Source organism: Delftia tsuruhatensis (genome assembly GCF_903815225.1).
GTDB classification, from domain to species: Bacteria; Pseudomonadota; Gammaproteobacteria; order Burkholderiales; family Burkholderiaceae_C; genus Comamonas; species Comamonas tsuruhatensis_A.
This window is the reverse complement of the sequence record NZ_LR813084.1, coordinates 248,518-271,892: the sequence shown is the minus strand read 5'-3', so window position 1 is coordinate 271,892 and position 23,375 is coordinate 248,518. Positions and strand designations below refer to the sequence as shown.

General features: G+C 68.6%; 22 protein-coding genes. 13 read left to right on the top strand and 9 right to left on the bottom strand.

The annotated features are described in order from the left end of the window. Positions 1 to 16 precede the first annotated feature (16 nt). Genes L1Z78_RS01200 through L1Z78_RS01190 form a run of 3 tightly spaced genes read left to right on the top strand, consistent with a single transcriptional unit; the run spans position 17 to position 2,119 of the window. On the top strand, positions 17 to 736 hold the full coding sequence (locus tag L1Z78_RS01200) for an amino acid ABC transporter permease (protein WP_234639765.1): 720 nt from the start codon (positions 17 to 19) through the stop codon (positions 734 to 736). Next, positions 733 to 1,386: an amino acid ABC transporter permease gene (locus L1Z78_RS01195; protein ID WP_234639764.1), complete on the top strand. Its 654-nt coding sequence runs from the start codon at positions 733 to 735 to the stop codon at positions 1,384 to 1,386. The genes L1Z78_RS01200 and L1Z78_RS01195 overlap by 4 nt, the downstream gene beginning before the upstream one ends. Beyond that, positions 1,373 to 2,119: an amino acid ABC transporter ATP-binding protein gene (locus L1Z78_RS01190; RefSeq protein ID WP_234639763.1), complete on the top strand. Its 747-nt coding sequence runs from the start codon at positions 1,373 to 1,375 to the stop codon at positions 2,117 to 2,119. Before L1Z78_RS01195 ends, L1Z78_RS01190 begins: the two co-directional genes overlap by 14 nt. A gap of 327 nt (positions 2,120 to 2,446) precedes the next feature. On the opposite strand, the gene L1Z78_RS01185 is transcribed toward L1Z78_RS01190, so the two are convergent. The 7 genes from L1Z78_RS01185 to urtA all read right to left on the bottom strand — a co-directional run bounded on the left by L1Z78_RS01185 (position 2,447) and on the right by urtA (position 9,046). Then, the gene (locus L1Z78_RS01185) at positions 2,447 to 2,806 is read right to left on the bottom strand and encodes an FmdB family zinc ribbon protein (RefSeq protein ID WP_234639762.1); all 360 of its coding nucleotides are present in this window, start codon (positions 2,804 to 2,806) and stop codon (positions 2,447 to 2,449) included. A 25-nt stretch (positions 2,807 to 2,831) separates the two neighbouring features. Further along, a complete protein-coding gene (gene fmdA, locus L1Z78_RS01180; protein ID WP_234639761.1) occupies positions 2,832 to 4,061 on the bottom strand; it encodes a formamidase in 1,230 nt (409 codons plus the stop codon). A gap of 36 nt (positions 4,062 to 4,097) precedes the next feature. Continuing rightward, entirely contained in the window at positions 4,098 to 4,787 is a 690-nt protein-coding gene (urtE, locus tag L1Z78_RS01175; protein WP_012202163.1) for an urea ABC transporter ATP-binding subunit UrtE, read from the bottom strand. A 20-nt stretch (positions 4,788 to 4,807) separates the two neighbouring features. Beyond that, entirely contained in the window at positions 4,808 to 5,551 is a 744-nt protein-coding gene (gene urtD / locus L1Z78_RS01170) for an urea ABC transporter ATP-binding protein UrtD (RefSeq protein ID WP_234639760.1), read from the bottom strand. 20 nt (positions 5,552 to 5,571) lie between these two features. Continuing rightward, the gene (gene urtC / locus L1Z78_RS01165; protein WP_234639759.1) at positions 5,572 to 6,759 is read right to left on the bottom strand and encodes an urea ABC transporter permease subunit UrtC; all 1,188 of its coding nucleotides are present in this window, start codon (positions 6,757 to 6,759) and stop codon (positions 5,572 to 5,574) included. A 46-nt stretch (positions 6,760 to 6,805) separates the two neighbouring features. Beyond that, complete coding sequence (gene urtB / locus L1Z78_RS01160) at positions 6,806 to 7,720, bottom strand: urea ABC transporter permease subunit UrtB (protein ID WP_234639758.1); 915 nt, start codon at positions 7,718 to 7,720, stop codon at positions 6,806 to 6,808. A 108-nt stretch (positions 7,721 to 7,828) separates the two neighbouring features. Then, positions 7,829 to 9,046, bottom strand: coding sequence for an urea ABC transporter substrate-binding protein (urtA, locus tag L1Z78_RS01155; protein ID WP_234642302.1), 1,218 nt, complete (start codon positions 9,044 to 9,046; stop codon positions 7,829 to 7,831). 251 nt (positions 9,047 to 9,297) lie between these two features. Between urtA and L1Z78_RS01150 the strand changes: the two genes are divergently transcribed. Continuing rightward, a complete protein-coding gene (locus L1Z78_RS01150) occupies positions 9,298 to 12,744 on the top strand; it encodes an ATP-binding protein (RefSeq protein WP_234639757.1) in 3,447 nt (1,148 codons plus the stop codon). Beyond that, positions 12,737 to 13,654 carry a response regulator gene (locus tag L1Z78_RS01145; RefSeq protein ID WP_234639756.1) on the top strand — a complete coding sequence of 306 codons (918 nt, stop codon included), beginning with the start codon at positions 12,737 to 12,739 and terminating at the stop codon, positions 13,652 to 13,654. The genes L1Z78_RS01150 and L1Z78_RS01145 overlap by 8 nt, the downstream gene beginning before the upstream one ends. On the opposite strand, the gene L1Z78_RS01140 is transcribed toward L1Z78_RS01145, so the two are convergent. Next, the gene (locus tag L1Z78_RS01140; RefSeq protein ID WP_234639755.1) at positions 13,627 to 14,124 is read right to left on the bottom strand and encodes a PACE efflux transporter; all 498 of its coding nucleotides are present in this window, start codon (positions 14,122 to 14,124) and stop codon (positions 13,627 to 13,629) included. The genes L1Z78_RS01145 and L1Z78_RS01140 overlap by 28 nt on opposite strands. A gap of 74 nt (positions 14,125 to 14,198) precedes the next feature. Here L1Z78_RS01140 and L1Z78_RS01135 point away from each other — a divergent pair, with 74 nt between their 5' ends. The 4 genes from L1Z78_RS01135 (at position 14,199) to L1Z78_RS01120 (ending at position 18,223) form a co-directional block, all read left to right on the top strand. Continuing rightward, entirely contained in the window at positions 14,199 to 15,113 is a 915-nt protein-coding gene (locus L1Z78_RS01135; RefSeq protein WP_234639754.1) for a LysR family transcriptional regulator, read from the top strand. A gap of 152 nt (positions 15,114 to 15,265) precedes the next feature. Then, positions 15,266 to 16,915 carry a M30 family zinc metallopeptidase gene (locus L1Z78_RS01130; RefSeq protein WP_234639753.1) on the top strand — a complete coding sequence of 550 codons (1,650 nt, stop codon included), beginning with the start codon at positions 15,266 to 15,268 and terminating at the stop codon, positions 16,913 to 16,915. A 5-nt stretch (positions 16,916 to 16,920) separates the two neighbouring features. Further along, positions 16,921 to 17,322 carry a hypothetical protein gene (locus L1Z78_RS01125; protein WP_234639752.1) on the top strand — a complete coding sequence of 134 codons (402 nt, stop codon included), beginning with the start codon at positions 16,921 to 16,923 and terminating at the stop codon, positions 17,320 to 17,322. 28 nt (positions 17,323 to 17,350) lie between these two features. Continuing rightward, positions 17,351 to 18,223, top strand: a complete 873-nt coding sequence (locus L1Z78_RS01120) for a PPK2 family polyphosphate kinase (protein ID WP_234639751.1) — start codon at positions 17,351 to 17,353, stop codon at positions 18,221 to 18,223. A 4-nt stretch (positions 18,224 to 18,227) separates the two neighbouring features. Here the strand turns inward: L1Z78_RS01120 and L1Z78_RS01115 are convergent, their stop codons facing one another. Continuing rightward, complete coding sequence (locus tag L1Z78_RS01115) at positions 18,228 to 19,046, bottom strand: fumarylacetoacetate hydrolase family protein (protein WP_234639750.1); 819 nt, start codon at positions 19,044 to 19,046, stop codon at positions 18,228 to 18,230. A 171-nt stretch (positions 19,047 to 19,217) separates the two neighbouring features. Between L1Z78_RS01115 and L1Z78_RS01110 the strand changes: the two genes are divergently transcribed. The 4 genes from L1Z78_RS01110 (at position 19,218) to L1Z78_RS01095 (ending at position 23,340) form a co-directional block, all read left to right on the top strand. Further along, the gene (locus L1Z78_RS01110) at positions 19,218 to 20,522 is read left to right on the top strand and encodes a Glu/Leu/Phe/Val family dehydrogenase (protein ID WP_234639749.1); all 1,305 of its coding nucleotides are present in this window, start codon (positions 19,218 to 19,220) and stop codon (positions 20,520 to 20,522) included. A gap of 335 nt (positions 20,523 to 20,857) precedes the next feature. Continuing rightward, positions 20,858 to 21,817 (top strand): Bug family tripartite tricarboxylate transporter substrate binding protein, encoded by a 960-nt coding sequence (locus L1Z78_RS01105; protein WP_234639748.1) that lies wholly within the window; start codon positions 20,858 to 20,860, stop codon positions 21,815 to 21,817. Positions 21,818 to 21,868: 51 nt separating this feature from the next. Then, a complete protein-coding gene (locus L1Z78_RS01100; protein WP_234639747.1) occupies positions 21,869 to 22,861 on the top strand; it encodes a tripartite tricarboxylate transporter substrate binding protein in 993 nt (330 codons plus the stop codon). A gap of 26 nt (positions 22,862 to 22,887) precedes the next feature. Beyond that, positions 22,888 to 23,340 (top strand): PaaI family thioesterase, encoded by a 453-nt coding sequence (locus tag L1Z78_RS01095; protein WP_234639746.1) that lies wholly within the window; start codon positions 22,888 to 22,890, stop codon positions 23,338 to 23,340. Positions 23,341 to 23,375: the final 35 nt, after the last annotated feature.

The following is a 23,375-nucleotide window of genomic DNA, read 5'->3' as shown; positions in this document are numbered from 1 at the left end:
GCCCGGAAATTCCTCCATGGCCTATCAATTCGACTTCGGCGCCGTGTTCGACTACGGCGGCATGCTGGCGCAGGGCGCGGGCTTCACGCTCGCCCTGACGGCGGCGGGCGCCGTGCTGGGCGGCGCCATCGGCGTGGCCGGCGGCGCCATCCGTGCCTGGCGCATCGCGCCGCTGCACTGGCTGTTCAAGGTATACGTGGAGGCGATACGCAACACCCCCTTCCTGGTGCAGCTGATGTTCGTGTTCTTCGGCCTGCCGTCGCTGGGCGTGCAGATCAACGAATGGCAGGCCTGCCTGCTGACCACGGTGGTCAACCTGGGCGCCTACCTCACCGAGATCGTGCGCGCCGGCATCCAGGAGACGCCGCGCGGCCAGCTCGAGGCCGCCAGCGCGCTGGGCATGGGCCGCTGGGCTGCCTTGCGGCATGTGGTGCTGCGGCCCGCGCTGCAAAGGGTCTGGCCCTCGCTGAGCAGCCAGATCGTGATCGTGATGCTGGGCACCTCGGTGGTCTCGCAGATCGCGGCCCAGGATCTGACCTTCGCCGCCAACTTCATCCAGTCGCGCAACTTCCGCGCCTTCGAAACCTACCTGGTGGTGACGGCGCTGTACTTCGCGCTGGCACTGGCGCTGCGCCAGCTGCTGGCCTGGATCGGCCGGCGCTTCGTGGTGGCGCGCCGCACGCCGCCTGTGCCGCTGGCCACGTCCCTGCCCGCCACCGCCGGAGGTGCCGCATGATCGCCGACATTCCCCTGTGGCCCATCCTGGCCAAGCTGGCCGAGGGCCTGCTGGCCACGCTGGCGCTGTCACTGCTGGCCTTCGTGCTGGGCGGCGCCGCCGGCCTGCTGGTGCTGTTCGCCCGCGTGGGCCGCAGCCTGAACCTGCGCCGCCTGGCACGGGCCTATATCCAGGCCTTCCAGAACACGCCGCTGCTGATGCAGATGTTCATCGTCTTCTTCGGCGCCTCCATGGCCGGACTGGACATCTCGCCCTGGACCGCCGCCGCCATCGGCCTGACGCTGTACACCAGCGCCTACCTGGCCGAGGTCTGGCGCGGCTGCGTGGAGGCGATCCCGCGCGGCCAGTGGGAGGCATCCTCCAGCCTGGCCATGGGCTACCTGCAGCAGATGCGCCACGTGGTGCTGCCGCAGGCGCTGCGCCTGTCGATAGCGCCCACCGTGGGCTTTTCGGTGCAGATCATCAAGGGCACGGCCGTGGCATCGATCATCGGCTTCAGCGAACTGACCAAGCTCGGCTCCATGCTGGCCAACGCCACTTTCCAGCCCTTCCTCATCTACGGCCTGGTCGCCGCAGGCTACTTCCTGCTGTGCTGGCCCCTGTCCCTCTACGCTTCCCACCTGGAGAAAAAGCTCTATGCCGCTCGTTGATGTCCGCGCCGTACACAAGCATTACGGCCCCAACCATGTGCTCAAGGGCGTGGACCTGAGCGTGGACAGCGGCCAGGTGGTCGCCATCATCGGCCGCAGCGGCTCGGGCAAGAGCACGCTGCTGCGCTCGATCAACGGGCTGGAGTCCATCGACTCCGGCCAGATCGCCGTGGACGACGCGGTACTGCAGGGCGAGCAGGGCAGCGCGCCCTCTGCGGCCCAGCTGCGCGCGCTGCGACTGAACGTGGGCATGGTGTTCCAGCAGTTCAACCTGTTCCCGCACCTGACGGCCGGCGAGAACGTGGCCCTGTCGCCCGTGGTGGTCAAGGGCGCGAAGAAGGCCGATGCCGCGGCACTGGCGCGCCAGATGCTGGCCAAGGTCGGCCTGGGCGACAAGTACGACAGCTACCCCGACCAGCTCAGCGGCGGCCAGCAGCAGCGCGTGGCGATTGCACGCGCGCTGGCCATGCAGCCCAAGGTGCTGCTGTGCGACGAGATCACCTCGGCCCTGGACCCGGAGCTGGTCAACGAGGTGCTGGCCGTGGTCAAGCAGCTGGCCGCCGAGGGCATGACGCTGATCATGGTCACGCACGAGATGCGCTTTGCCCGCGACGTGGGCGACCAGCTGGTGTTCATGCACCGGGGTGTGATCCACGAAAGCGGCCCGGCCAAGGCGCTGTTCGCCAACCCGCAGACGCCGGAGCTGGCGGGCTTCATCGGCGCGGTGCATTGAGCGGGACGGCCAGACAGGACAAAGGCCCGCGTCGCGGGCCTTTTTTCATCGCCGGGCCGCCCCAAGATGAAAACGCCCCCTCGGGGGGCAGCGGACCTTGCGCAGCAAGGGGAGCGTGGGGGCCTTTTTTCATCGCCGGGCCGCCCCAAGATGAAAAACGCCCCCATGGGGGGCAGCGGACCTTGCGCAGCAAGGGGAGCGTGGGGGCCTTTTTTCATCGCCGGGCCGCCCCAAGATGAAAAACGCCCCCATGGGGGGCAGCGGACCTTGCGCAGCAAGGGGAGCGTGGGGGCCTTTTTTTGCATTGGTGCGGCGCAGGGGCCGCTGTCAGTGGCTGATCATCCACGGCCGCTTGGTCGGAAAGGTCTTGGCGCCGTTGGGCGCCGTGACGGTGGAGCCACGCTTGCTGGTGCCGCTGCAGCAGCCGCAGCCCGAAGGGTGGCGCATGCGCGCGTAGCTGCCCTCGGCCACATCGCGCGAGCGCCTGGGCTCATGCCGGGCGCGCTCGTTGGTGTCGTGGGCGCGGCGCTGCTCGGGGCTGGTGCAGGCCAGGCGCGGGGCGCTGACGAAGACGCGGGGCGAGGCCGCCTCGCAGGTGGGGCAGGGCGCGGGCTCGTTGCGCTGCGCGAGGCTGCGCAGCGCGTCGAACCCGCCACAGGCGGCGCAATGGTAGTCATAGGTGGGCATGGGCGGCCTTTGGCGGGTGACGGGCTTACTTGTCCTGGGCGATGGGCAGGTCCACGCCGCCCGTGATGATCTTCTGCGGCCCCTCGGCCGTGGGGTTGATGTCGAAGTCGAAGATCTCCGTGGGCAGCCACAGCGTGGCGCAGGCATTGGGCACGTCCACCACGCCGCTGATGTGGCCCTGCACGGGCGCCGTGCCCAGCAGCGAGTAGGCCTGGGCGCCGCTGTAGCCGAACTTCTTCAGGTACTCGATGGCGTTCAGGCAGGCCTGGCGGTAGGCCACGGTCACGTCCAGGTAGTGCTGCTTGCCCTTTTCGTCCACCGAGATGCCTTCGAAGATCAGGTAGTCCTTGTAGTTGGGCGTGACGGGGCTGGGCTTGAAGATGGGGTTCTTGATGCCGTACTTGGCCATGCCGCCCTTGATGAGGTTGACGCGCATGTGCACCCAGCCGGCCATCTCGATGGCGCCGCAGAAGGTGATCTCGCCGTCGCCCTGGCTGAAGTGCAGGTCGCCCACGCTCAGGCCCGCGCCGTCCACGTAGACCGGGAAATACACCTTGGAGCCGCGCGACAGGTCCTTGATGTCGCAGTTGCCGCCATGCTCGCGCGGCGGCACGGTGCGCGCGCCCTCGGCCGCGGCCTTGTCGCGCGCCTCGCCCTGCATCCGGCCCATGTGGGCGGTGTCGGCCTTGGGGGGATTGGCCAGGCCGGGGATGCGGTGCGGGTCGGTGGCGATCAGGCCGGTCTCGCGCTCGTTCCAGGCGGCCAGCATCTTGGGGTCGGGCAGGCAGCCGATCAGGCCCGGGTGGATGAGACCGGCGAAGTTCACGCCGGGGATGTGGCGGCTCTTGGTGAACATGCCGTGGAAGTCCCAGATGGACTTCTGGGCCAGCGGGAAATGCTCGTCCAGGAAGCCGCCGCCGTTCTGCTTGGAGAAAAAGCCGTTGAAGCCCCAGAGGCTGTCGTCGCGCGCGCCGATGTCCAGCAGGTCCACCACCAGCAGGTCGCCGGGCTCGGCGCCCTTGACGCCCACGGGGCCGGACAGGAAGTGGACGGTGGACAGGTCCACATCGCGCACGTCCTCGGCGCTGTCGTCGTTCTTGATGGCGCCGCCGGTCCAGTCGTAGGTCTCCAGCTTGAACTCCGCGCCCGGCTCCACCCAGACCGCCATGGGGATGTCGGGATGCCAGCGGTTGTGCACCTGCGGGTTGTCGTAGGGGGACTGGTTGAGATCGACCTTGATCAGGGTTTCGGCCATGGTGTGCTCCTTGCGATGGCAGTGGGAAAAAACGGATCAGACGGAGAGGTAGGACTTGATGCGCTGCTCGTCGGTATCTGCTCTGGCCGTCTCATGGACCAGGCGGCCGCCCTCGATGACGAACAGCCGGTCGGCCACATCCATTGCGAAGGAAAGCACCTGCTCGCTGACCACGATGGTGATGCGGCGCAGCTTGCGGATCTCGTTGAGCGCCTTGGCGATGTCCTTGATGATGGAAGGCTGTATGCCTTCGGTGGGCTCGTCCAGCAGCAGCACCTTGGGGTCGGTGACCAGGGCGCGCGCAATGGCCAGCTGCTGCTGCTGGCCGCCCGAGAGGTTGCCGCCCTTGCGCCGGCGCATGTCCCACAGCACGGGGAACAGGGCGTAGATGTCGTCGGGCACCTGGCGCGTCTTCGCGTTCTCCAGGCCCGTCTGTATGTTCTCTTCCACGGTCAGCGTGGGGAAGATCATGCGGCCCTGGGGCACGTAGGCAATGCCCTTGGCCACGCGCCGGAAGCTCTCGTCCTTGGTGACGTCCTGGCCGGCCACGGTGATCTGGCCGCTCTTGGCGGGCATGACGCCCATCAGGCTTTTGAACAGCGTGGTCTTGCCCATGCCGTTGCGGCCCATGATGGCCACGGTCTCGTTCTCGCGGCCCTCGAAGCTGATGCCGTGCAGCGCCTCGCTCTGGCCATAGGCCACGTACAGATCCTTGACTTGCAGCATGTGAGCTCCTTGTGCGTGCCTCAGTGGCCGAGGTAGACGTCGATGACCTTGGGATCGGCCTGCACCTTGTCCATGGGGCCCTCGGCGAGGATCTTTCCCTGGTGCATGACGGTGACCTTGTGGGCGATGCGCGCCACGAACTCCATGTCGTGCTCGATGACGATGACGGAGCGGTTCTTGCAGATGCGCTGCAGCAGCTCGGCCGTCAGTTCGCGCTCGCGGGCGCTCATGCCGGCGATGGGCTCGTCCAGCATCAGCAGCTCGGGCTCCTGCATGAGCAGCATGCCGATCTCCAGCCACTGCTTCTGGCCATGGCTGAGCAGGCCGGCCTCGGTGTCCAGCCGGTCGCCCAGGCCGATGTCGGCGGCCACGGCCTGCACGCGCTCGCGCACGGCATCGGTGCACTTGAAGGCCAGGGCGCCGAGCACGGAGCGGCCCTCGGGGTAGGACACCTCCAGGTTCTGGAAGACGGACAGGTTCTCGTAGATGGACGGTGTCTGGAACTTGCGCCCTATTCCCAGGCGCACGCGCTGGTACTCGGCCATGCGCGTCAGCTCCTCGTTCTTGAATTTGATGCTGCCGGCGGTGGCGCGCGTCTTGCCGCAGATCAGGTCCAGCAGCGTGGTCTTGCCCGCGCCGTTGGGGCCGATGATGACGCGCAGCTCGTCGCGGTCGATGTACAGGTTCAGCGCGTCGATGGCCTTGAAGCCGTCGAAGGAGACCGTCAGGTCTTCCACGGCCAGCGTGAAGTCGGTATTGCTCATGGTGTGCTCCGGCGTGGGGTTCAGGCGCCCTGGCGGCCCATGCCTTCGGTCCGGGCGGACGCGGGCTTGGCTGCTGCGGGCAGGGATGCGGGCACTGCGGCGGGCGCGGCCACCTTCGGCGCACCGCCCTTGCGGCGGCCGTTCCACCAGGGAACGATGCGGCTTTCCCACAGCCCGGCCAGGCCCATGGGGAAGGCCATGGTCACGCCGATGAACAGGCCCGCCATGAGGAACAGCCACAGGTCGGGGAAGCTCTCCGAGAAGTAGGTCTTGCCGGCGTTGACCAGCAGCGTGCCGTAGACGGCGCCCACCAGGCTCATGCGCCCGCCCACGGCGGCGTAGATGACCATCTCGATGGAGGGCACGATGCCCACGAAGCTGGGCGACATGAAGCCCACCTGCAGCGTGAACAGCGCACCGCCGATACCCGACAGCGCGGCCGCCAGGCAGAACACGAAGACCTTGAAGTTGGCCACGTCGTAGCCCGAAAAGCGCACGCGGTCTTCCTTGTCGCGCATGGCCAGCAGCAGGGTGCCTACCTTGCCCTTCTGGATCCAGCGGCACAGCAGGATGGCTCCCACCAGCAGGGCCACGCAGACGTAGTAGAGGACGTACTTGGCGCTGTCGGTGCGCGTGTCCCAGCCCCACAGGGTCTTGAGGTCGGTCATGCCGTTGACGCCGCCCGTATAGCCCTGCTGGCCGATGATGAGCACGGTGAGGATCAGCGCCACGGCCTGCGTGATGATGGCGAAGTACACCCCGCCCACGCGGCGCTTGAACATGGCGTAGCTGACCACCCAGGCCAGCAGCGTGGGCACGACGATGACGGCCGCCAGCGAGAACGGCAGGCTCTTGAACGGGATCCAGAACGAGGGCAGTTCGGTCAGCTGGTTCCAGTCCATGAAGTCGGGAATGCCCGGCGTGGACTGGATCTTGGTGCTGACGGGGTCGGACGCCTCCAGCTTGAGGAACATGGCCATGGCGTAGCCGCCCAGGCCGAAGAACACGCCCTGGCCCAGGCTGAGCACGCCGCCATAGCCCCAGACCATGACCAGGCCGATGGCGACGAAGGCATAGGTCAGGTACTTGCCGACCAGGTTGAGGCGGAAGATGTCCAGCGCCAGGGGCAGCACCACCGCCAGCAGGACGGTGAGCAGCACCAGGCTGGCGAGCTGGTAGCGCTGTATCCAGGCTTTGAGGGCTTGCATGGAAAGACTCCGGTGAACTCTGGGGAAATCGAGGGGCGGCGCCGGATCAGCGGCGGACCTTGGAAGCGAACAGCCCTTGCGGACGCACCATCAGGATGAGCACGATCAGGGACAGCGTGATCACCTTGGCCATGGAGCCGGCCATGAAGAACTCGGTGATGGACTGGGTCTGGGCGATGCCGAAGGCCGAGACCACGGTGCCCAGCAGGCTGGCCGCGCCGCCGAAGGTGACGACCAGGAAGGCGTCCACGATGTACAGCGAGCCCGAGGTGGGGCCGGTGGAGCCGATGGTGGTGAAGGCCGCGCCCGCCACGCCTGCGATGCCGCAGCCGATGGCAAAGGTCAGGCGGTCGGTTTTCTTGGTGTCGATGCCGATGGCATTGGCCATCACGCGGTTGCTGACCGTGGCACGCACGCGCAGGCCCCAGCGGCTCTTGTGCAGCGCGATCAGCACGCCGGCCGTGACCACCACGGTCAGCGCCAGCACGAACAGGCCGTTGATGGGGATGTCCAGCCCCTCGGCCGGCGCCCACGAGCCCATCAGCCAGTCCGGCAGGGTGGGGCTGACTTCCTTGGGGCCGATGAAGGTGCGAAAGCACTGCTGCAGCGCCAGGCTCACGCCCCAGGTGGCCAGCAGCGTGTCCAGCGGGCGCTTGTAGAGGTGGCGGATCAGCCCCCACTCCACCAGCCAGCCGGCCGCGAAGGCGAACAGGAAGGCGGCCACGATGGCCAGCGGGAAGTAGTAGGGCATGAACTCGGGCGCGTGCTGCGCCGTGAGCGTGGAGCCCAGGTAGATGGTGTAGGCGCCGATGGTCATGAACTCGCCATGCGCCATGTTGATCACGCCCATCTGGCCAAAGATGATGGCCAGGCCCAGGCCCATCAGCAGCAGCACGGCAAACAGGCTCAGCCCCGCGAAGCCCTGCATCAGGCCGATGTTCATCATGTCGGAAAAACTCATGGTGCTGCTCCTGCGCGCAAGCCAGTCGGGGAAGGGAAAAACGGTCCATGCGGCGGCCCGCCCACCAGGCGGCGGGCCGCTGCGCATCACCGGCCTGGAGGCCAGGCCTTATTGGTAGCCTTTGGGGAAGGGATCGGGTTTGATGAGTTCGGGGGACTCGGAAACCACCTTGAACGTGCCGTCCGGCTGCCCCACGGCGATGCGCGACTTGCTCCACAGGTGGTGGTTGGCATCCACCTTCACGTAGCCTTCGGGCGCGGTCTTGAGCTCCAGCCCCGGCGAGGCGGCGACCACCTTGTCCACGTCGAAGCTCTTGGCCTTTTCCACGGCTGCCTTCCACAGCCAGGGGCCCAGGTAGCCGGCCTGGGTCACGTCGCCGATGACGGCATTGGGGCCGTACTTGGCCTTGAAGGCGGCCACGAACTTCTTGTTGTTCTCGTTGTCCAGCGTCTGGAAGTACTTCATCGAGGAATAGAAGCCCGCGAAGTTCTCGCCGCCCACGCCGGTCATCTCGTCCTCGGTGACCGACAGCGTGACCAGCAATTGCTTGTCGCCCGTGATGCCCGCGGCCTTGAGCGCCTTGTAGAAGGCCACGTTGGAGCCGCCCACCACGGCCACGAAGATGCAGTCCGGCTTTTGCAGCTTGATCTTGTTGACCAGCGAGCCGAAGTTGGTGCTGCCCAGCGGGTAGTACTCCTCGCCGACGACCTTGCCGTTCTGGAAGTTCTCGATGTGCTTGCGCGCGATCTTCATCGAGGTGCGCGGCCAGATGTAGTCCGAGCCGATCAGGAAGAAGGTCTTGGCCTTCTTCTCGGCCTTGGCCCAGTCCAGGCTGTACAGGATCTGCTGGGTGGCTTCCTGGCCCGTGTAGATCACGTTCTTGGACTGCTCCAGGCCCTCGTAGAAGGTGGGGTAGTACAGCAGGCCGTTTTCCTTCTCGAACACCGGCAGCACGGCCTTGCGCGAGGCGCTGGTCCAGCAGCCGAAGACGGCGGCGCAGCGGTCGTTGATCAGCAGCTTCTTGGACTTCTCCGCGAAGGTGGGCCAGTCGGAGGCGCCGTCTTCCTTGATCACGCGGATCTTGCGGCCCAGCACACCGCCCATGGCATTGATCTGGTCGATGGCCAGCTGCTCGGCCTGGATGGAGCCGGTCTCGGAAATCGCCATGGTGCCCGTGGCCGAATGCAGCTGGCCGACGACGACCTCGGTGTCGGTCACGGCCAGCTTGGTGGTGTTGACCTGGGCCGTGGGCTGGGCGAAGGACCAGGCGGGCAGGCCCGCCACCGAGGCGGCGCCAAGCGCCTGCAGGACGCGGCGGCGGCCCAGCTCCGGGGTGGCGGAACCGGGGGCGGGGGTCGGAGGGGTGGCTCATGGTGACTCTCCTGTCAGGATGGCGTTGGGTGATCGGGAAGGGGTCGCTGCGGTTACGGCTTGTTTCCGCCATGGGGTGAAGATTAGGAACAACCCTTGCCGCCGCCCATACGTCAATTGACGTAGCACCCTGCGTACGCACACCGGGCAGCGGGCCCGCAGGCCTCGCCACCATTGGCCCTGCACGTTTCTTGCTAGTGCTGGGCATGCACTCCTCCAGCCCCGCCGACACCCCGACCGCGCCGCAGACCATCTTCCGGTTCAGGCGCGAATACAACGCCTGGGTGGCCGACGAATCCATGGAGGACTACGCGCTGCGCTACACCCCCAGGAGCTTTCGGCGCTGGAGCGAGTGGCGCGTGGCCAACACGGCCTTCGGCTCGCTGTCCTTCCTGGCGCTGGAGGCCATCGGCGGCGCCATCGCGCTGAACTACGGCTTCGCCAACGCCATGTGGGCCATCCTGGCCGTGGGCCTGGTGATCTTTCTCACGGGGCTGCCCATCGCCGTGTGCGCGGCACGCTACGGGCTGGACATGGACCTGCTCACGCGCGGCGCGGGCTTCGGCTACCTGGGCTCGACCATCACCTCGCTGATCTACGCGGTGTTCACCTTCATCCTGTTCGCGCTGGAGGCGGCCATCATGGCGCTGGCCCTGCAGCTGGTGGTGGACTGGCCGCTGGAATGGTGCTACGTGCTGTCGGCGCTGATCATCATCCCGCTGGCCATGCGCGGCATCACGCTGATCTCGCGCCTGCAGGCCTGGACCCAGCCGCTGTGGCTGTTCCTGCTGGTGCTGCCCTTCGTCTGGTTCGCGCTGGCCCAGCCCCAGCTGTACCGCGACTTCGCGGGGCTGTCGGGCCTGCGCTCGGGCAGCAGCCAGTTCGACCCGCTGATGTTCGGCGCGGCGGCGGCCGTGATCTTCGCCCTGGTGGTGCAGATCGGCGAGCAGGTGGATTTCCTGCGCTTTCTGCCGCCGCGCACGCGCGCCAACCGGCTGCGCTGGTGGGGCGCGGTGCTGGTGGCGGGTCCGGGCTGGATCGTCATGGGCATGCTCAAGATGGCCGCGGGCGCCTTCCTGGCCTTCGCGGCCATGCAGCTGGAGGCCGTGGACGCCACGCGCGCGGCCGAGCCCACGCAGATGTTCCTGGCCGGATTTCGCCAGCTGCTGCAGGCCGTGGGCCTGCCGGGCATGGCCGTGGCGGTCACCGTGGTCTTCGTCGTGGTCTCGCAGATCAAGATCAACCTGACCAATGCCTACGCGGGCTCGCTGGCCTGGTCCAACTTCTTCGCGCGCATCACGCGCAGCCATCCGGGCCGCGTGGTCTGGCTGGTGTTCAACGTGGTGATCGCAACCTTGCTGATGAGCCTGGGCGTTTTCGGCGCCCTGGAGAAGGTGCTGGCCATCTACAGCAACGTGGCCATCGCCTGGGTGGGCGCCCTGGTGGCCGACCTGGTCATCAACAAGCCGCTGGGCCTGAGCCCGCCCGGCATCGAGTTCCGCCGCGCCCACCTCTACGACTTCAACCCGGTGGGCCTGGGCGCCATGCTGCTGGCAGCCGTCGTGGCCAGCTGCGCCTACGCGGGCCTGCTGGGGGAGGTGGCGGCCGCCTTCTCGCCCTTCATCGCGCTGGCCCTGTCCCTGCTGCTGTCGCCGCTGCTGGCCTGGGCCACGCGGGGCCGCTACTACATCGCCCGGCCCGCCCACGCGGGCTGGCAGCCTGGCGAGATGGTGCAGTGCGCGGTCTGCCAGAAGCGCTTCGAGTCCGAGGACATGGCGCGCTGCCCGGCCTATGGCGCGCCCATCTGCTCGCTGTGCTGCACGCTGGAGTCGCGCTGCCACGACCGCTGCAAGAGCGGCTCGCGCGCGGGCGAGCAGCTGCGCGCCCTGGCCTCGGCCCTGCTGCCGCCGCGCTGGGCCACCAAGGTCAATTTCCGCATCGGCCAGTACCTGGTGGTGATGCTGTCGCTGTGCGCCGTGATGGCCTTCATGGTGGGCGTGGTCTACATGCAGGAAAGCCTGCACGCCCAGGGCAATGCGCTGCAGCTGCCCTTCCTGAAGGTCTTCGCGCTGCTGGCCCTGCTGTGCGCCGTGGCCGCCTGGTGGGTGGTGCTGAGCACCGACAGCCGCCGCATGGCCCAGGACGAGTCCGAGCGGCAGACCCAGCTGCTGCTCCAGGAAATCGCCGCGCACAAGCGCACCGATGCCGAGCTGCAGGCCGCCAAGGACCATGCCGAGCAGGCCAGCCAGGCCAAGACGCGCTATGTGGCGGGCATGACGCATGAGCTGCGCTCGCCGCTCAACAGCATCCTGGGCTACACCCAGATCCTGCTCAAGAGCCCCGAGGTCGATGGCCGCGTGCGCGAGACCCTGTCCACCATGCAGCACAGCGGCCAGCACCTGCGCGCGCTGATCGACGACTCGCTGGAACTGGCCAGCATCGAGGCCGGACGCCTGCGCCTGGACCTGGCCCCCCTGCCCCTGCCGGAGCTGATCGACAGCATCGAGGCCATGATGCGCCAGCAGGCCCAGGCCAAGGGCCTGCGGTTCGCGGTCGAGACCCTGGGCAGCATGCCGCGCTGGGTGCGTGCCGACGCCAAGCGGCTGCGCCAGATCCTCATCAACCTGCTGTCCAACGCCGTGCGCTTCACACAACAGGGCGAGGTACGGCTGCGCATGGACTTTCGCCCCCATGTCTCGCGCATCGAGGTCATCGACACCGGCATCGGCATCGAGCCCCAGGACCTGGAGCGCATCTTCGTTCCCTTCGAGCGCGGCGCCGCGGGACGCCGCGTCAGCGAGACCGGCACGGGCCTGGGCCTGACCATCACCCACCTGCTGACCGAGCTGATGGGCGGGCAGCTCACGCTCAGCAGCACGCCCGGCCAGGGCAGCTGCTTCACCGTGCGCCTGTACCTGCCCGACATGGCGCCCGATCCCGCCTGGCTGGCGCCCGGCGCGGCCTCCACGCTGCACAGCGTCATCGGCTACCTGGCGCCCCGGCGCACCCTGCTCGTGGTGGACGACCAGCCCTTGCAGCGCCAGTTGCTGGCCGGCCTGCTGCTGCCGCTGGGCTTCGAGATCAGGGAAGCGGCCAGTGGCCGCGAATGCCTGGAGATCGTGGAGCAGGGCCTGCCCGACCTGGTGCTGCTGGACATCAGCATGGACGACCTGGACGGCTGGCAGACCGCAAGCCTGTTGCGCGCGCGCTGGAGCGCGCAGCAACTTCCCGTGGTCTTCGTCTCGGCCAACCTGTTCGACAACGAACCGCCGCGCCTGGCCGATGCGCAGTGCCAGGGCTTCGTGGCCAAGCCGGTGATCGAGTCCGAGCTGCTGCAGGCCCTGGGGCGCGTGCTGCAGCTCGAATGGGTGCGCGACAACCGTCCGCCCCCCCTGCTGCCGCGGCCCGCGCCGCACGCCACGCAGCCCCGGGCCGCGCCCGAGCCCCTCGCCGCCGAGCTGCGCGCAGACCTGGTGCGGCTTGCACGCTCGGGCCAGGCCACGGCCCTGCGCGAACGCCTGCGCCAGGCCCGCCAGCAGGCGCCCGCACAGGCCGCGCTGATCGATGCGCTGCAGGCCTGCGCCGACCGCTTCGATTTCGATGCACTGGCGCGCCTGCTGCCCCAGCCCGAGGAGGAAGATGCCGATGAATGAGAACCCAGAGAGACCGGAGATGACGACAGACACCCCCAACGCCCACGTGATCCTGGTCGTGGACGACGCGCTGGACAGCCTGCGCATGCTGTGCGAGGCCCTGGCCGCCGAGGGCTACACCGTGCTCGCGGCCCGCGACGCCGACGAGGCGCTGCAGCGCTTCGCGCTGACCGTGCCCGATGGCGTGCTGCTGGACGCCGTGATGCCGGGCATGGACGGCTTCACGCTGTGCCGCCGCATCAAGGCCACGCCGGCCTGGTCCCATGTGCCCGTGGTCTTCATGACCGGGCTGTCCGATACCGAGCAGATCGTCGAGGGCTTTGCCAGCGGCGGCGTGGACTACGTGGTCAAGCCCCTGCGCATTCCCGAGGTGCTGGTGCGCCTGGCCACCCATGTGCGCAATGCCCGCGCCACGCGCCAGGCGCAGGAGGCCGTGGACGTGGCCGGGCTGGGGGTGGTGATGCTCGACGGCCAGGACCGCATTGCCTGGCGCTCGCCCCAGGCCTCGCGCTGGCTGGAGGAGGCCTTTGCCCAGGCCTCGGCCGGCGCCTGGCTGGCCCGTGCCCGGCGGGAGGGCCAGCAGGCGCTGGACCTGGCCGATGGCCGCCAGCTGCTGGCCCGCCACATGGGCGCGGGCGGCCTGGGCGAATCCATGCTGCTGCTCAGCCATGCCGCGCCCCAGGCCCGGGCCTCGCGCACGCTGCAGCAGGTGGCGCTCACCCCGCGCGAGACCGAGGTGCTGTCATGGCTGAGCAAGGGCAAGACCAACCGCGACATCGCCGACATCCTGGGCATGAGCCCGCGCACGGTGAACAAGCACCTGGAGCACATCTTCGAGAAACTGGGGGTGGAGACACGCACGGCCGCCGCCGCCGTGGCCGGTCAGCTGCTGCAGGCCGACGCCCCCTGAACGCCCTGGCCGGTGGCCACGGCGGGGCCGGCCGCCGAAGCCGGCAGGCCGAACACATGGTCGAAGCACCAGTTGAAGACGTAGGTGTAGACCAGGAAGAACACCAGCAGGCCGGCCTCCATCACCGTGGCCTCCCACAGCGAGACGCCGAACCACCACGCCATCAGCGGGATCAGCACCAGCGCCAGCCCGCCCTCGAAGCCCAGCGCATGCACGACGCGGCGCAGCACCGAGCGGCCCTTGACGCGCTGGCGCGCCTCCCATTGCTCGAACAGCCAGTTGAAGCCCAGGTTCCAGGCGATGGCCAGCGTGGAGGCCGCGACCGCCATGCCGCCCGAATGCCCGGCGCCCTGGCCCAGGGCCATGAACAGCAGGCTGGAGGCGAGGATGGCGATCAGCTCGTACAGGGTCACGAAGACCACTCTGCGCTTGGGGCCCTGCAGGCCCATTTTTGTTGTTTGCAAGGTCATAGGTGGCGCAGTCTATTTGCCTCGAATTGAACGTTAAAGTCAGAATCTTTCAATAAAACTGACAGGTCATCGCCATGCCCTTTCCCGCCGAGCAGGTGCCGTTGTTCCTCGCCGTGCTGGACCACGGCTCGTTTTCCGCCGCTGCGCGCCACCTGGGCCGCGTGCCCTCGGCCGTGAGCATGGCCATTGCCCAGCTCGAGGCCGAACTGGACCTGCAACTGTTCGACCGCGGCGGCCGCGAACCGCAGCCCACGGCCGCCGCCCGCGCGCTGGAGCCCCAGGCCCGGCTGCTGGCGGCCCAGCTGCAGCAGCTCAACCAGCAGGCCCTGGCCCTGCACCAGGGCCTGGAGGAGCGGCTGACCCTGGTGATCGCGCCCGAGCTGCTGTCCACCGCCTGGGCCGCTCCGTTGCAGCCCCTGGTCGAGGAGTTTCCCGGCCTGGAGGTGGAGGTGCTGGTCGCCGCCCAGGTCGATGCGCTCAAGGAACTGCACACGGGGCGCGCCCACCTGGCCCTGGTCTTCGAGCGCCCGGCCATCGACGGGCGCGAGGATTTCCAGGAAATGGGCCAGGAGACCATGGTCGCCGTGATGTCGGCCCGCCATCCGCTGGCACAGCAACTGGGCGCGGATGGCCAGCAGCGCCTGGACATGGAGCTACTGGCCGGCACGCGCCAGATCCTGCTGGCCAGTCGCGACCTGGCGCACACGGACCCGCGCTTCGTTTTCTCGCACCAGTTGTGGCGCACCGACAGCCACCTGGCCGCTCTGTCACTGATCTCGGCCGGCCTGGGCTGGGGATGGCTGCCGTTCAGCGTGGTCGAGCCCATGCTGCAATCGGGCGGGCTGCTGCGCATTCCGCTGTGCAACATCAGCAACGGCACGCAGCTGTTCGTGGACTGGGTCTGGTCCAAGGAACGGCCTTTGGGGCTGGCGGCGCGGCGCTTCGTCGCCCAGCTGCAGATGCCGGCGCCATTTGCACACACCCGTTAGGGCCCGGCCACGTCGACCTGGAGTCACGGCACAGGCAAGCGCTGCGCCTACAGGCACAGGTCGGGCAGGTGCTTGCCGCGGGCGAGCAGGCCTGGGATAGTTGCGCCATCGTCCGGCTGCCCGGCCGGACATGGACCATCAAGAGGAATTGCATGCTTGTAGACCATTTGTGGGCCAAGGCCCTTGCTGTACTGGCGCTGGGGACGGGCCTGGCCGGATGCGGCGGCGGGGGTGGAGGCGCATCGCCCGGCGACTCCGTCAGCACGCAGCTGGCAGTTGCCTGCGCGGGGGCCTCATGCGGCGCCACCGACGCCACCACCTATGCCGGCCAGGGCGTCGGCGTCTGGAGCTACACCAACACGACCACGGCGGAGCAGCCCGTGGCCGTGGGCTTGCGCAACCTGGGCACCAGGCCCGTGACACTGATCTACACCAACACGGGCGATGCCGCGGTGGCCATGCCCCCGATCACGCTCACGGCGCCCACCCCCTCGACCCGGACCATCGAGGCGCAGCAGTCGCTGGGCGCCGAGCAACTGGTCAACCGGATCCCCCAGCGCGTACGGGATTTCAAGCCCGACCTGCCAGCACCCGCAGCCGGCCAGAGCGTGCAACCCTCGCGTGCCCTGGCAGCCGCCGTGCTGCCGGTGGGCAGCCAGCGCAACTGGTACGTCAACACCGAAAGCCCCGTGATGGAGATGCGCAGCGCCACGCTGCGGCGCCAGGCCACGGCGGCCACGCCTGGCGGAACCCGCACGATCAACCTGTGGCTGGAAGACAGCGAGTACGGCAGCACCAAGGTCAGTGATGCCTTGCTGGACACCGTCATCCAGCGCTTTGCCAACGGGCCCGATTCCGTGCACACCCTGGTCACGGGACTGGCCGGCCAGCCCTGGGGCGCCCACACCCACGGCGAGCTGATCGCGGCAGACCAGCCCATCGACATCGTTTTCGTGAACTTCACGCCCGACAACCAGCCCTATGGCCTGCTGGGCTACTTCTGGGCCGTGAACAACTTCAAGCGCCAGCCCGGTGATGCGCAATTCCAGTACAGCAACGAGTCCCTGTCGTTCTACATGGACACGGAAACGCTGTACCTGGGTGGCGCCAACGGGCTGACGACGCAGATCAGCACGCTGTCCCACGAGTTCATCCACATGATCAACTTCTACCAGCGCGGCGCACTCAAGGGAGCGAACTACATGTTCGACACCTTCCTGGAGGAGATGTCGGCGCTGATGTCGGAAGACATCCTTGCAGACCGGCTCACGCCCGGCACCAACCCCATGCGTGACGGCCGGATCACCGGCTGGATGTCCAAGCCCGGCTTCAATTGCGACCTGGCCAGCTGGTCCGGCGACGTGAATGCCACCTGCTTCGGCTACAACATCACGGGCAGCCTGGGTGCCTATCTGCTGCGCCAGCATGGCGTGGGCTTCTACCAGCAACTGCTGAGGAACACCTCGTCCACGGACTCGCTGCAGGTGCTCGGCAATGCCATCGCGCAGGCCGGCGGCCCCTCGCTGCCCGTCACGCTGCAGCGCTGGGGCTCCAACATCGCCCTGCTGCCATCGAGCGGTCCTGCCGGCTATGGCTGGCCCGCACGCACGGACCAGGGCTTCTCGCTGGTGGCCATCGAAGGCCAGCGGTATGCCGCCACGCGCCGCCTGCCCACCACCGTGCCCTCGCAGCTCGCGGCCCGCGGCCATTTCCCCTTCGTGCGCCAGCCCGATGCCCAGGGCCTGTACCAGGAGCAGCTGCGCGTCCCCGCAGGCACCACCCTCACCGCCATCGTGCAATGACGACCATGATCCCAATGACCCCCTCGGGCCCCGCACACCGGGCCACGCCTTTGCTGCTGGCAGCCAGCCTCGCGCTGCTGGCCAGCGCCTGTGCCGCCCCGCAGCACCCGTCCGGGCCCGCAGCGCCCCCGGCCGCTGCCGGCGTCCAGCAGCCACAGGCCGGCCAGCCTCTGACCCTCCAGGGCCGGCTGGTGCTGCGCGGCAATGCCCCCCATGAGCAGCCCGTGCTGCAGACCGCCTCGGGCCAGGCCTGGCAATTGCACGGCCTGAGCGCCGAGCAGATCGCGCAGTGGCAGCGGCAGAACGTGGAGGTGCAGGGCCTGCCCGGCCCCGCACCGGCCGCGGGTGCGGCGTCCTCGATGGCACCCGCGACACTGCAGGTGCAATCCATACGCGCCCAGCCCTGAAGTCTCCAACCCTCCAGCCTCGACCCTCATGGACGCCTCCACGCCTTTCACCAGCCGCGATGCGGCATTGCAAAAACTGTGGGAACAGTGGCAGCCCCGCGGCGCCAGGTCCGACAAGGACAAACCCATCGCCCTGTCCGACTTCGACCCGGGCGCCAAGCCCTTTTCCAATGGCAACGGCAAGGCCGAGGACAAGGCGGCCGTCGAGGCGCTGGCCGAAGAGCTGGATGCGCTGCAGAACCTGCTGTACGCCGACCGGCGCTTCAAGCTGCTGGTCGTGCTCCAGGGCACGGACACGGCGGGCAAGGACGGCACCATCCGAGGTGTCTTCGGCCGCATGAGCGCGCTGGGCGTGAACGCCGTGGGCTGGAAGGCGCCCACCGAGGCAGAACGCGCGCATGACTACCTGTGGCGCATCCACCAGCGCGTGCCCGGCGCGGGCGAGATCACGGTATTCAACCGCAGCCACTACGAGGATGTGCTCGTTCCCGTGGTCAACGGCTGGATCACGCCCGAACAGCAGCGCCAGCGCTTTGCCCACATCAACGACTTCGAGCGCATGCTCGCCGAGACCGGCACCGTGGTCGTCAAGTTCCTGCTGCACATCAGTTCGGACGAGCAGCGCGCGCGCCTGCAGGAACGCCTGGACGACCCGGCCAAGCACTGGAAGTTCGATGAGAACGACATGAAGGTGCGCGCGCAGTGGAAGGACTACCAGCAGGCCTACAGCCAGTTGCTGGGCGCCACGCACACGCCCTGGGCGCCCTGGACCATCGTTCCGGCCGACTCCAAGACGCACCGCAACCTCATGATCGCCACCTTGCTGCGCGAGGTGCTGCGCAACCTGGACCTGCGCTTTCCGGCCGGCGACCCCGCGCTCAAGGATTACAGGATCAGTTGATGCCTCACAGCTGGAGGCTGGCCTCGGCAATCCCCTCCAGTTGCGCCACCACCAGGTCTCCCGCCTGGGCGAATGCCAGTCCATTCCAGGTGCCCGTGGTCACCACCGTGCCAGCGGGCACGCTGCCGTAGCGGCGCACCAGCTCCTGCAGCCAGCCGGCCAGCGGCCACAGCGGATCGCCCAGCGGGTGCGTTCCCGTGAAGACCTGCTCGGGCCCCGCGCCCACGCGCAGCCGGCAGACCTGGGAAGACCAGTCCCGGGGTTGCGTGCTCGGCAACAGCCGCGCGGCATCCTGCCAGGGCCCCAGCACCAGCGCCCCATGGCACAGGCCATCGGCGGCCAGCAGCAGCGGCGGCGCCTTCAGATGCTGGCGCCAGCGCGTATCCACCACCTCGATGGCGGCCGTGATGCCGTCGATCAATGCCAGGCCCTCGCCCGGCTGCAGCGCGGCCGCCGTCTCGGCCGTCACATCCCGGCCCAGGCGCAGCGCGATCTCGGCCTCGATGCCGCGCAGGTGCAGCGGCACGCCGCCGGCCACCGAAGGGCTGGCCCACACGCCATCCTCGGGCAGCGGCGCATGGGCCAGGGCTGCGTCACGGCGCGGTGCGCCGGATTTCCAGTAGCCGGGCACGCGACCCGGGGCATGCTCCCGGCCGGCCACACGCCAGCCCAGCGCAGGGGCCATGGCCGCCTGCACGGCCGCGGCGTCGGCCGATGTGCGCACGGCATCCGCCCAATCATCGGCGTCGAGCAATTCTCCGCCGTGGCGGGCCTGCAGCAGCGCATGGGCCAGAGCTATGGGGGTGCGGGGCGGGGTCGTCATGGGACTTTTCTCGTCGATTCGTGGGTTGGGAAACGGCCCCGATTGTGCGTCGGACAAGGCGATCCCATGGTTATGCAACAAATGCATAAGGCACTCGCGCATAAGGCGTTGGACAGCAAAAAGCCGCAGGAATAAGCTGAAACCCTCAGATCAACTTTGTATGGATTCACCATGCAGCAAGCCGCTTCGGCCGGAATTCCCCAACACGCCATCCCATCCTACCTGCAGGCCGACCACCTCGGCCCCTGGGGCAACTACCTGCAGCAGGTCGACCGCGTCACGCCCTACCTGGGCCACCTGGCCCGCTGGGTCGAGACCCTCAAGCGCCCCAAGCGCATCCTCATCGTCGACGTGCCGATCGAGCTGGACAACGGCACCATCGCCCACTACGAAGGCTACCGCGTGCAGCACAACCTGAGCCGTGGCCCCGGCAAGGGCGGCGTGCGCTTCCACCAGGACGTGACCCTGTCCGAAGTGATGGCCCTGTCGGCCTGGATGTCGGTGAAGAACGCCGCCGTCAACGTGCCCTACGGCGGCGCCAAGGGCGGCATCCGCGTCGACCCCAAGACGCTGTCGCGCGGTGAACTGGAGCGCCTGACGCGCCGCTATACCAGCGAGATCGGCCTGCTGATCGGCCCCTCCAAGGACATCCCCGCGCCGGACGTGAACACGAACGGCCAGATCATGTCCTGGATGATGGACACCTACTCCATGAACACCGGCGCCACCGCCACCGGCGTGGTCACCGGCAAGCCCGTGGACCTGGGCGGCTCGCTGGGCCGCGTCGAGGCCACCGGCCGCGGCGTGTTCACCGTGGGCGTGGAAGCGGCCAAGCTGACCGGACTGGCGGTCGAAGGCGCGCGCATCGCCGTGCAGGGCTTCGGCAACGTGGGCGGCACGGCCGGCAAGCTGTTCGCCGACGCGGGCGCCAAGGTCGTGGCCGTGCAGGACCACACCGGCACCATCCACAACGCCAGCGGCCTGGACGTGCCGGCCCTGCTGGCCCATGTGGCCGCCAAGGGCGGGGTGGGCGGCTTCGCCGGCGCCGAGGCCATGGACGCGGCCGACTTCTGGGCCGTGGACTGCGACATCCTGATCCCCGCGGCCCTGGAAGGCCAGATCACCAAGGACAACGCCGGCAAGATCAAGGCCAAGATGGTGATCGAGGGCGCCAACGGCCCGACCACCACCGAGGCCGACGACATCCTGACCGACAAGGGCGTGCTGGTGCTGCCCGACGTGCTGGCCAATGCCGGCGGCGTGACGGTGAGCTACTTCGAATGGGTGCAGGACTTCTCCAGCTTCTTCTGGAGCGAGGACGAGATCAACGCCCGCCTGGTGCGCATCATGCAGGACGCCTTCGCGGCAATCTGGCAGGTGGCCCAGCAGCACGGCGTGACGCTGCGCACCGCCACCTTCATCGTGGCCTGCCAGCGCATCCTGCATGCCCGCGAGATGCGCGGACTGTATCCTTGATCACCCCCTGAGGCGCTGACGCGCCTTCCCCCTCTCTGCTTGCTTCGCAAGGGAGGGGGACGACACCCTCGCGGCGGGGCGGCGCGGCCGGCGTAGGCCCTTGCTCGGTGTCCCTGACTTGGGCCGCGCCAGCTTTTGGCGCTGTGCACTACGCAGATGATGAAAGGCGCCTCGGCGCCTTTTTTCTTGTGACTGCTTTTTCGGCAACGGGTTAGCACGCGTTCCAGGGGGCCTAAGCACGGGTTTGCGAATGGCGAAGCGGCTCTCCAGTCAAACCCTGGTGCCCTGGGGCGCCGGGGTTTCTATCGTTGGGGGCAGTGAAACGGAGACTGCCCATGACTGTCCGCCGCAGCCTGCTGGCCCTGCTGGCCGCCCTGACTTGCGCCCCCTGCGCCACGCTGGCGGCTGCCTGGCCTGAACGGCCGATCACCCTCATCGTGCCGGCCGCTGCGGGCGGCACCACGGACATCGCGGCGCGCGTGCTGGCCGAGAAGATGGGCAAGGATCTGGGCACTTCGGTGGTGGTGGAGAACAAGGGCGGGGGCGGGGGCTCCATCGGCACGGCGCAGGTGGCGCGCGCCAGGCCCGATGGCTACACGCTGCTGATGGGCAACATCGGCCCGGTGGCCATCAATTTCAGCCTGTACAGGCAGCTCAGCTACAAGGAAAACGATCTTCGCGGCATCACCAACGTGATTTCCGTGCCCAACATCCTCGTGGTCCATGCGGACTCGCCCGTGCGCAGCGTGGGCGAGCTGGTGGCGCTGGCGAAGACACGTCGCCTGAATGTCTCCACCTCGGGCGTGGGCCAGTCGCCCCACATGTCTTCGGAGATGTTCCGCCAGAAGGCCGGCATCGAGGTCACGCTCGTGCCTTTTCCCGGCGCCGCGCCCGCCGTGACCGCGCTGCTGGGCCAGCAGGTGGACTACATGATCGACAACCTGCCCAGCTCCATGCCCCACATCAAGGCCGGCAAGTTCCGCGCGCTGGCCATCACCAGCGCCACGCGCTCGGCCCAGCTGCCCGAGGTGCCGACCATGGCCGAGTCCGGCGTGCCCATGCAGGTCACGGCCTGGTTCGGACTGCTGGCGCCGGCCGGCACGCCCGATGCCGTGGTCGAGCGCATCCAGCAGTCCGCCCGCCGCGCCATGCAGACGCACGACGTGCGCCAGCGCTTCGCCGACCTCGGCGGCGTGCCCGGCGGCGAGACGCCGGCAGAGTACGACGCCTTCATCGCCCAGGAGCGCCAGCGCTGGGCCCAGATCGTGAAGGCCGCCGGCCTGTCGCTCGAATAGGCACGGTCGCCCCCCCCCCGCCCTCTCCTCTTCATCCACCGCGAGCACGCCATGCCCCTGTCCACACGCCGCCGCATGCTGACCTGCCTGGCCCTGGCCGCCAGCGCCCTTTGCGCAGCCACCCTGCCCGCGGCCCGGGCCGCCGAGGCCTGGCCCGCCAAGCCCATACAGCTGGTCATCCCCTATCCGCCCGGCGGCAGCGCCGACCTGCTGGGCCGCCCGCTGGCCGTGCAATTGCAGCAGCAGCTGGGCCAGCCCGTGGTGCTCGAGTACAAGCCGGGCGCGGGCGGCACGCTGGCCTCGCAGTACGTGGCGCGCGCCAGGCCCGACGGCTACACCGTGCTCATGGTGCTGGCCGCCCACGCCATCAACGACAGCCTCTACCCCAAGCTTCCCTATGACACGCGCCGCGACTTCGCCCCCGTGTCCCTGGTGGCCAACCTGCCCATGGTCGTCGCGGCCAGCGGCAAGCTGCCCGCGAAGAACATCCAGGAGCTCATACAGGCCGCCAAGGCCAGCCCCGGCAAGCTCACCTTCGGATCGGCGGGCAACGGCAACACCGGCCACCTGGCGGCCGAGTACTTCGCCAGCATGGCGGGCGTGCGCATGACCCATGTGCCCTACAAGGGCAGCGCGGGCGTGGTCAACGCCATGCTGGCCGCCGACATCGACCTGACCTTCGACAGCATCTCCACCTCCATGCCGCACATCCGCAGCGGGCGCATGCAGGCGCTGGCCGTCACCAGCCCCCGGCGCTCGGCACTGGCGCCCGAGGTGGCCACCATCCAGGAGCAGGGCATCGCAGGCTTCGACGTGACCGGCTGGTACGCGCTGATCGCGCCGGCAGGCACGCCACCCGAAGTCACCGGGCGCCTGAGCCGCGAGATCGCCGCCGCCCTGCGCCAGCCCGCGCTGCAGGCCCAGCTGGCCGCCGGCGGCTACGAGCCCGTGGGCTCCACGCCCGAGGCGCTGCAGGCGCATATCGACAAGGAAATCACGCGCTGGGCCGCTGTCGTCAAATCGACCGGAGCCCGTGTGGATTGAGCGCTGCCGATGCGATGATTGCCCGCATGAACACACCTCTCCAAGAACACCCGACCAACCCCTTCGCGGGCGAAGCGCCCGGCATCCTGTTCGGCCTGCCCATGCCCATGGCGCGGGCCATGAAGCTCAGCGGCGAACGCATCGGCGAAGACCGCGCCCAGATCCGCATGGGCTTCCAGGCGGACCAGGCCAACAGCCGCGGCGATGTGCACGGCGGCGCCATCGCCTCGCTGCTGGACTGCGCGCTGGCCTCGGCCTGCCGATCGCACGACCCCACGGCCTTCGGCGTGGCCACCATCGACCTGACGCTGCACTATGTCTCGGCCGCCAGCGGCGACCTGATCGCCACGGCGCATTGCGAGCGGCGCGGCCGATCGATCAGCTTTGCGCGCGGCGAGGTGCGCGCCGAGGACGGCACGCTCGTGGCCCTGGCCACGGGCACGTTCAAGCTGATGGCGCGCAGCCCGGCGCAGGCCTGAGCACCGGGCCGCCAGGGCGGGCGGCACGCGCGTGC

Bases quoted from the DNA above. Each gene is read 5' to 3' on its own strand.
- L1Z78_RS01200 (WP_234639765.1), top strand. From the start codon at position 17: ATGGCCTATCAATTCGACTTCGGCGCCGTGTTCGACTACGGCGGCATG.
- L1Z78_RS01195 (WP_234639764.1), top strand. From the start codon at position 733: ATGATCGCCGACATTCCCCTGTGGCCCATCCTGGCCAAGCTGGCCGAG.
- L1Z78_RS01190 (WP_234639763.1), top strand. From the start codon at position 1,373: ATGCCGCTCGTTGATGTCCGCGCCGTACACAAGCATTACGGCCCCAAC.
- L1Z78_RS01185 (WP_234639762.1), bottom strand. From the start codon at position 2,806: ATGCCCACCTATGACTACCATTGCGCCGCCTGTGGCGGGTTCGACGCG.
- fmdA (WP_234639761.1), bottom strand. From the start codon at position 4,061: ATGGCCGAAACCCTGATCAAGGTCGATCTCAACCAGTCCCCCTACGAC.
- urtE (WP_012202163.1), bottom strand. From the start codon at position 4,787: ATGCTGCAAGTCAAGGATCTGTACGTGGCCTATGGCCAGAGCGAGGCG.
- urtD (WP_234639760.1), bottom strand. From the start codon at position 5,551: ATGAGCAATACCGACTTCACGCTGGCCGTGGAAGACCTGACGGTCTCC.
- urtC (WP_234639759.1), bottom strand. From the start codon at position 6,759: ATGCAAGCCCTCAAAGCCTGGATACAGCGCTACCAGCTCGCCAGCCTG.
- urtB (WP_234639758.1), bottom strand. From the start codon at position 7,720: ATGAGTTTTTCCGACATGATGAACATCGGCCTGATGCAGGGCTTCGCG.
- L1Z78_RS01150 (WP_234639757.1), top strand. From the start codon at position 9,298: ATGCACTCCTCCAGCCCCGCCGACACCCCGACCGCGCCGCAGACCATC.
- L1Z78_RS01145 (WP_234639756.1), top strand. From the start codon at position 12,737: ATGAATGAGAACCCAGAGAGACCGGAGATGACGACAGACACCCCCAAC.
- L1Z78_RS01140 (WP_234639755.1), bottom strand. From the start codon at position 14,124: ATGACCTTGCAAACAACAAAAATGGGCCTGCAGGGCCCCAAGCGCAGA.
- L1Z78_RS01135 (WP_234639754.1), top strand. From the start codon at position 14,199: ATGCCCTTTCCCGCCGAGCAGGTGCCGTTGTTCCTCGCCGTGCTGGAC.
- L1Z78_RS01130 (WP_234639753.1), top strand. From the start codon at position 15,266: ATGCTTGTAGACCATTTGTGGGCCAAGGCCCTTGCTGTACTGGCGCTG.
- L1Z78_RS01125 (WP_234639752.1), top strand. From the start codon at position 16,921: ATGATCCCAATGACCCCCTCGGGCCCCGCACACCGGGCCACGCCTTTG.
- L1Z78_RS01120 (WP_234639751.1), top strand. From the start codon at position 17,351: ATGGACGCCTCCACGCCTTTCACCAGCCGCGATGCGGCATTGCAAAAA.
- L1Z78_RS01115 (WP_234639750.1), bottom strand. From the start codon at position 19,046: ATGACGACCCCGCCCCGCACCCCCATAGCTCTGGCCCATGCGCTGCTG.
- L1Z78_RS01110 (WP_234639749.1), top strand. From the start codon at position 19,218: ATGCAGCAAGCCGCTTCGGCCGGAATTCCCCAACACGCCATCCCATCC.
- L1Z78_RS01105 (WP_234639748.1), top strand. From the start codon at position 20,858: ATGACTGTCCGCCGCAGCCTGCTGGCCCTGCTGGCCGCCCTGACTTGC.
- L1Z78_RS01100 (WP_234639747.1), top strand. From the start codon at position 21,869: ATGCCCCTGTCCACACGCCGCCGCATGCTGACCTGCCTGGCCCTGGCC.
- L1Z78_RS01095 (WP_234639746.1), top strand. From the start codon at position 22,888: ATGAACACACCTCTCCAAGAACACCCGACCAACCCCTTCGCGGGCGAA.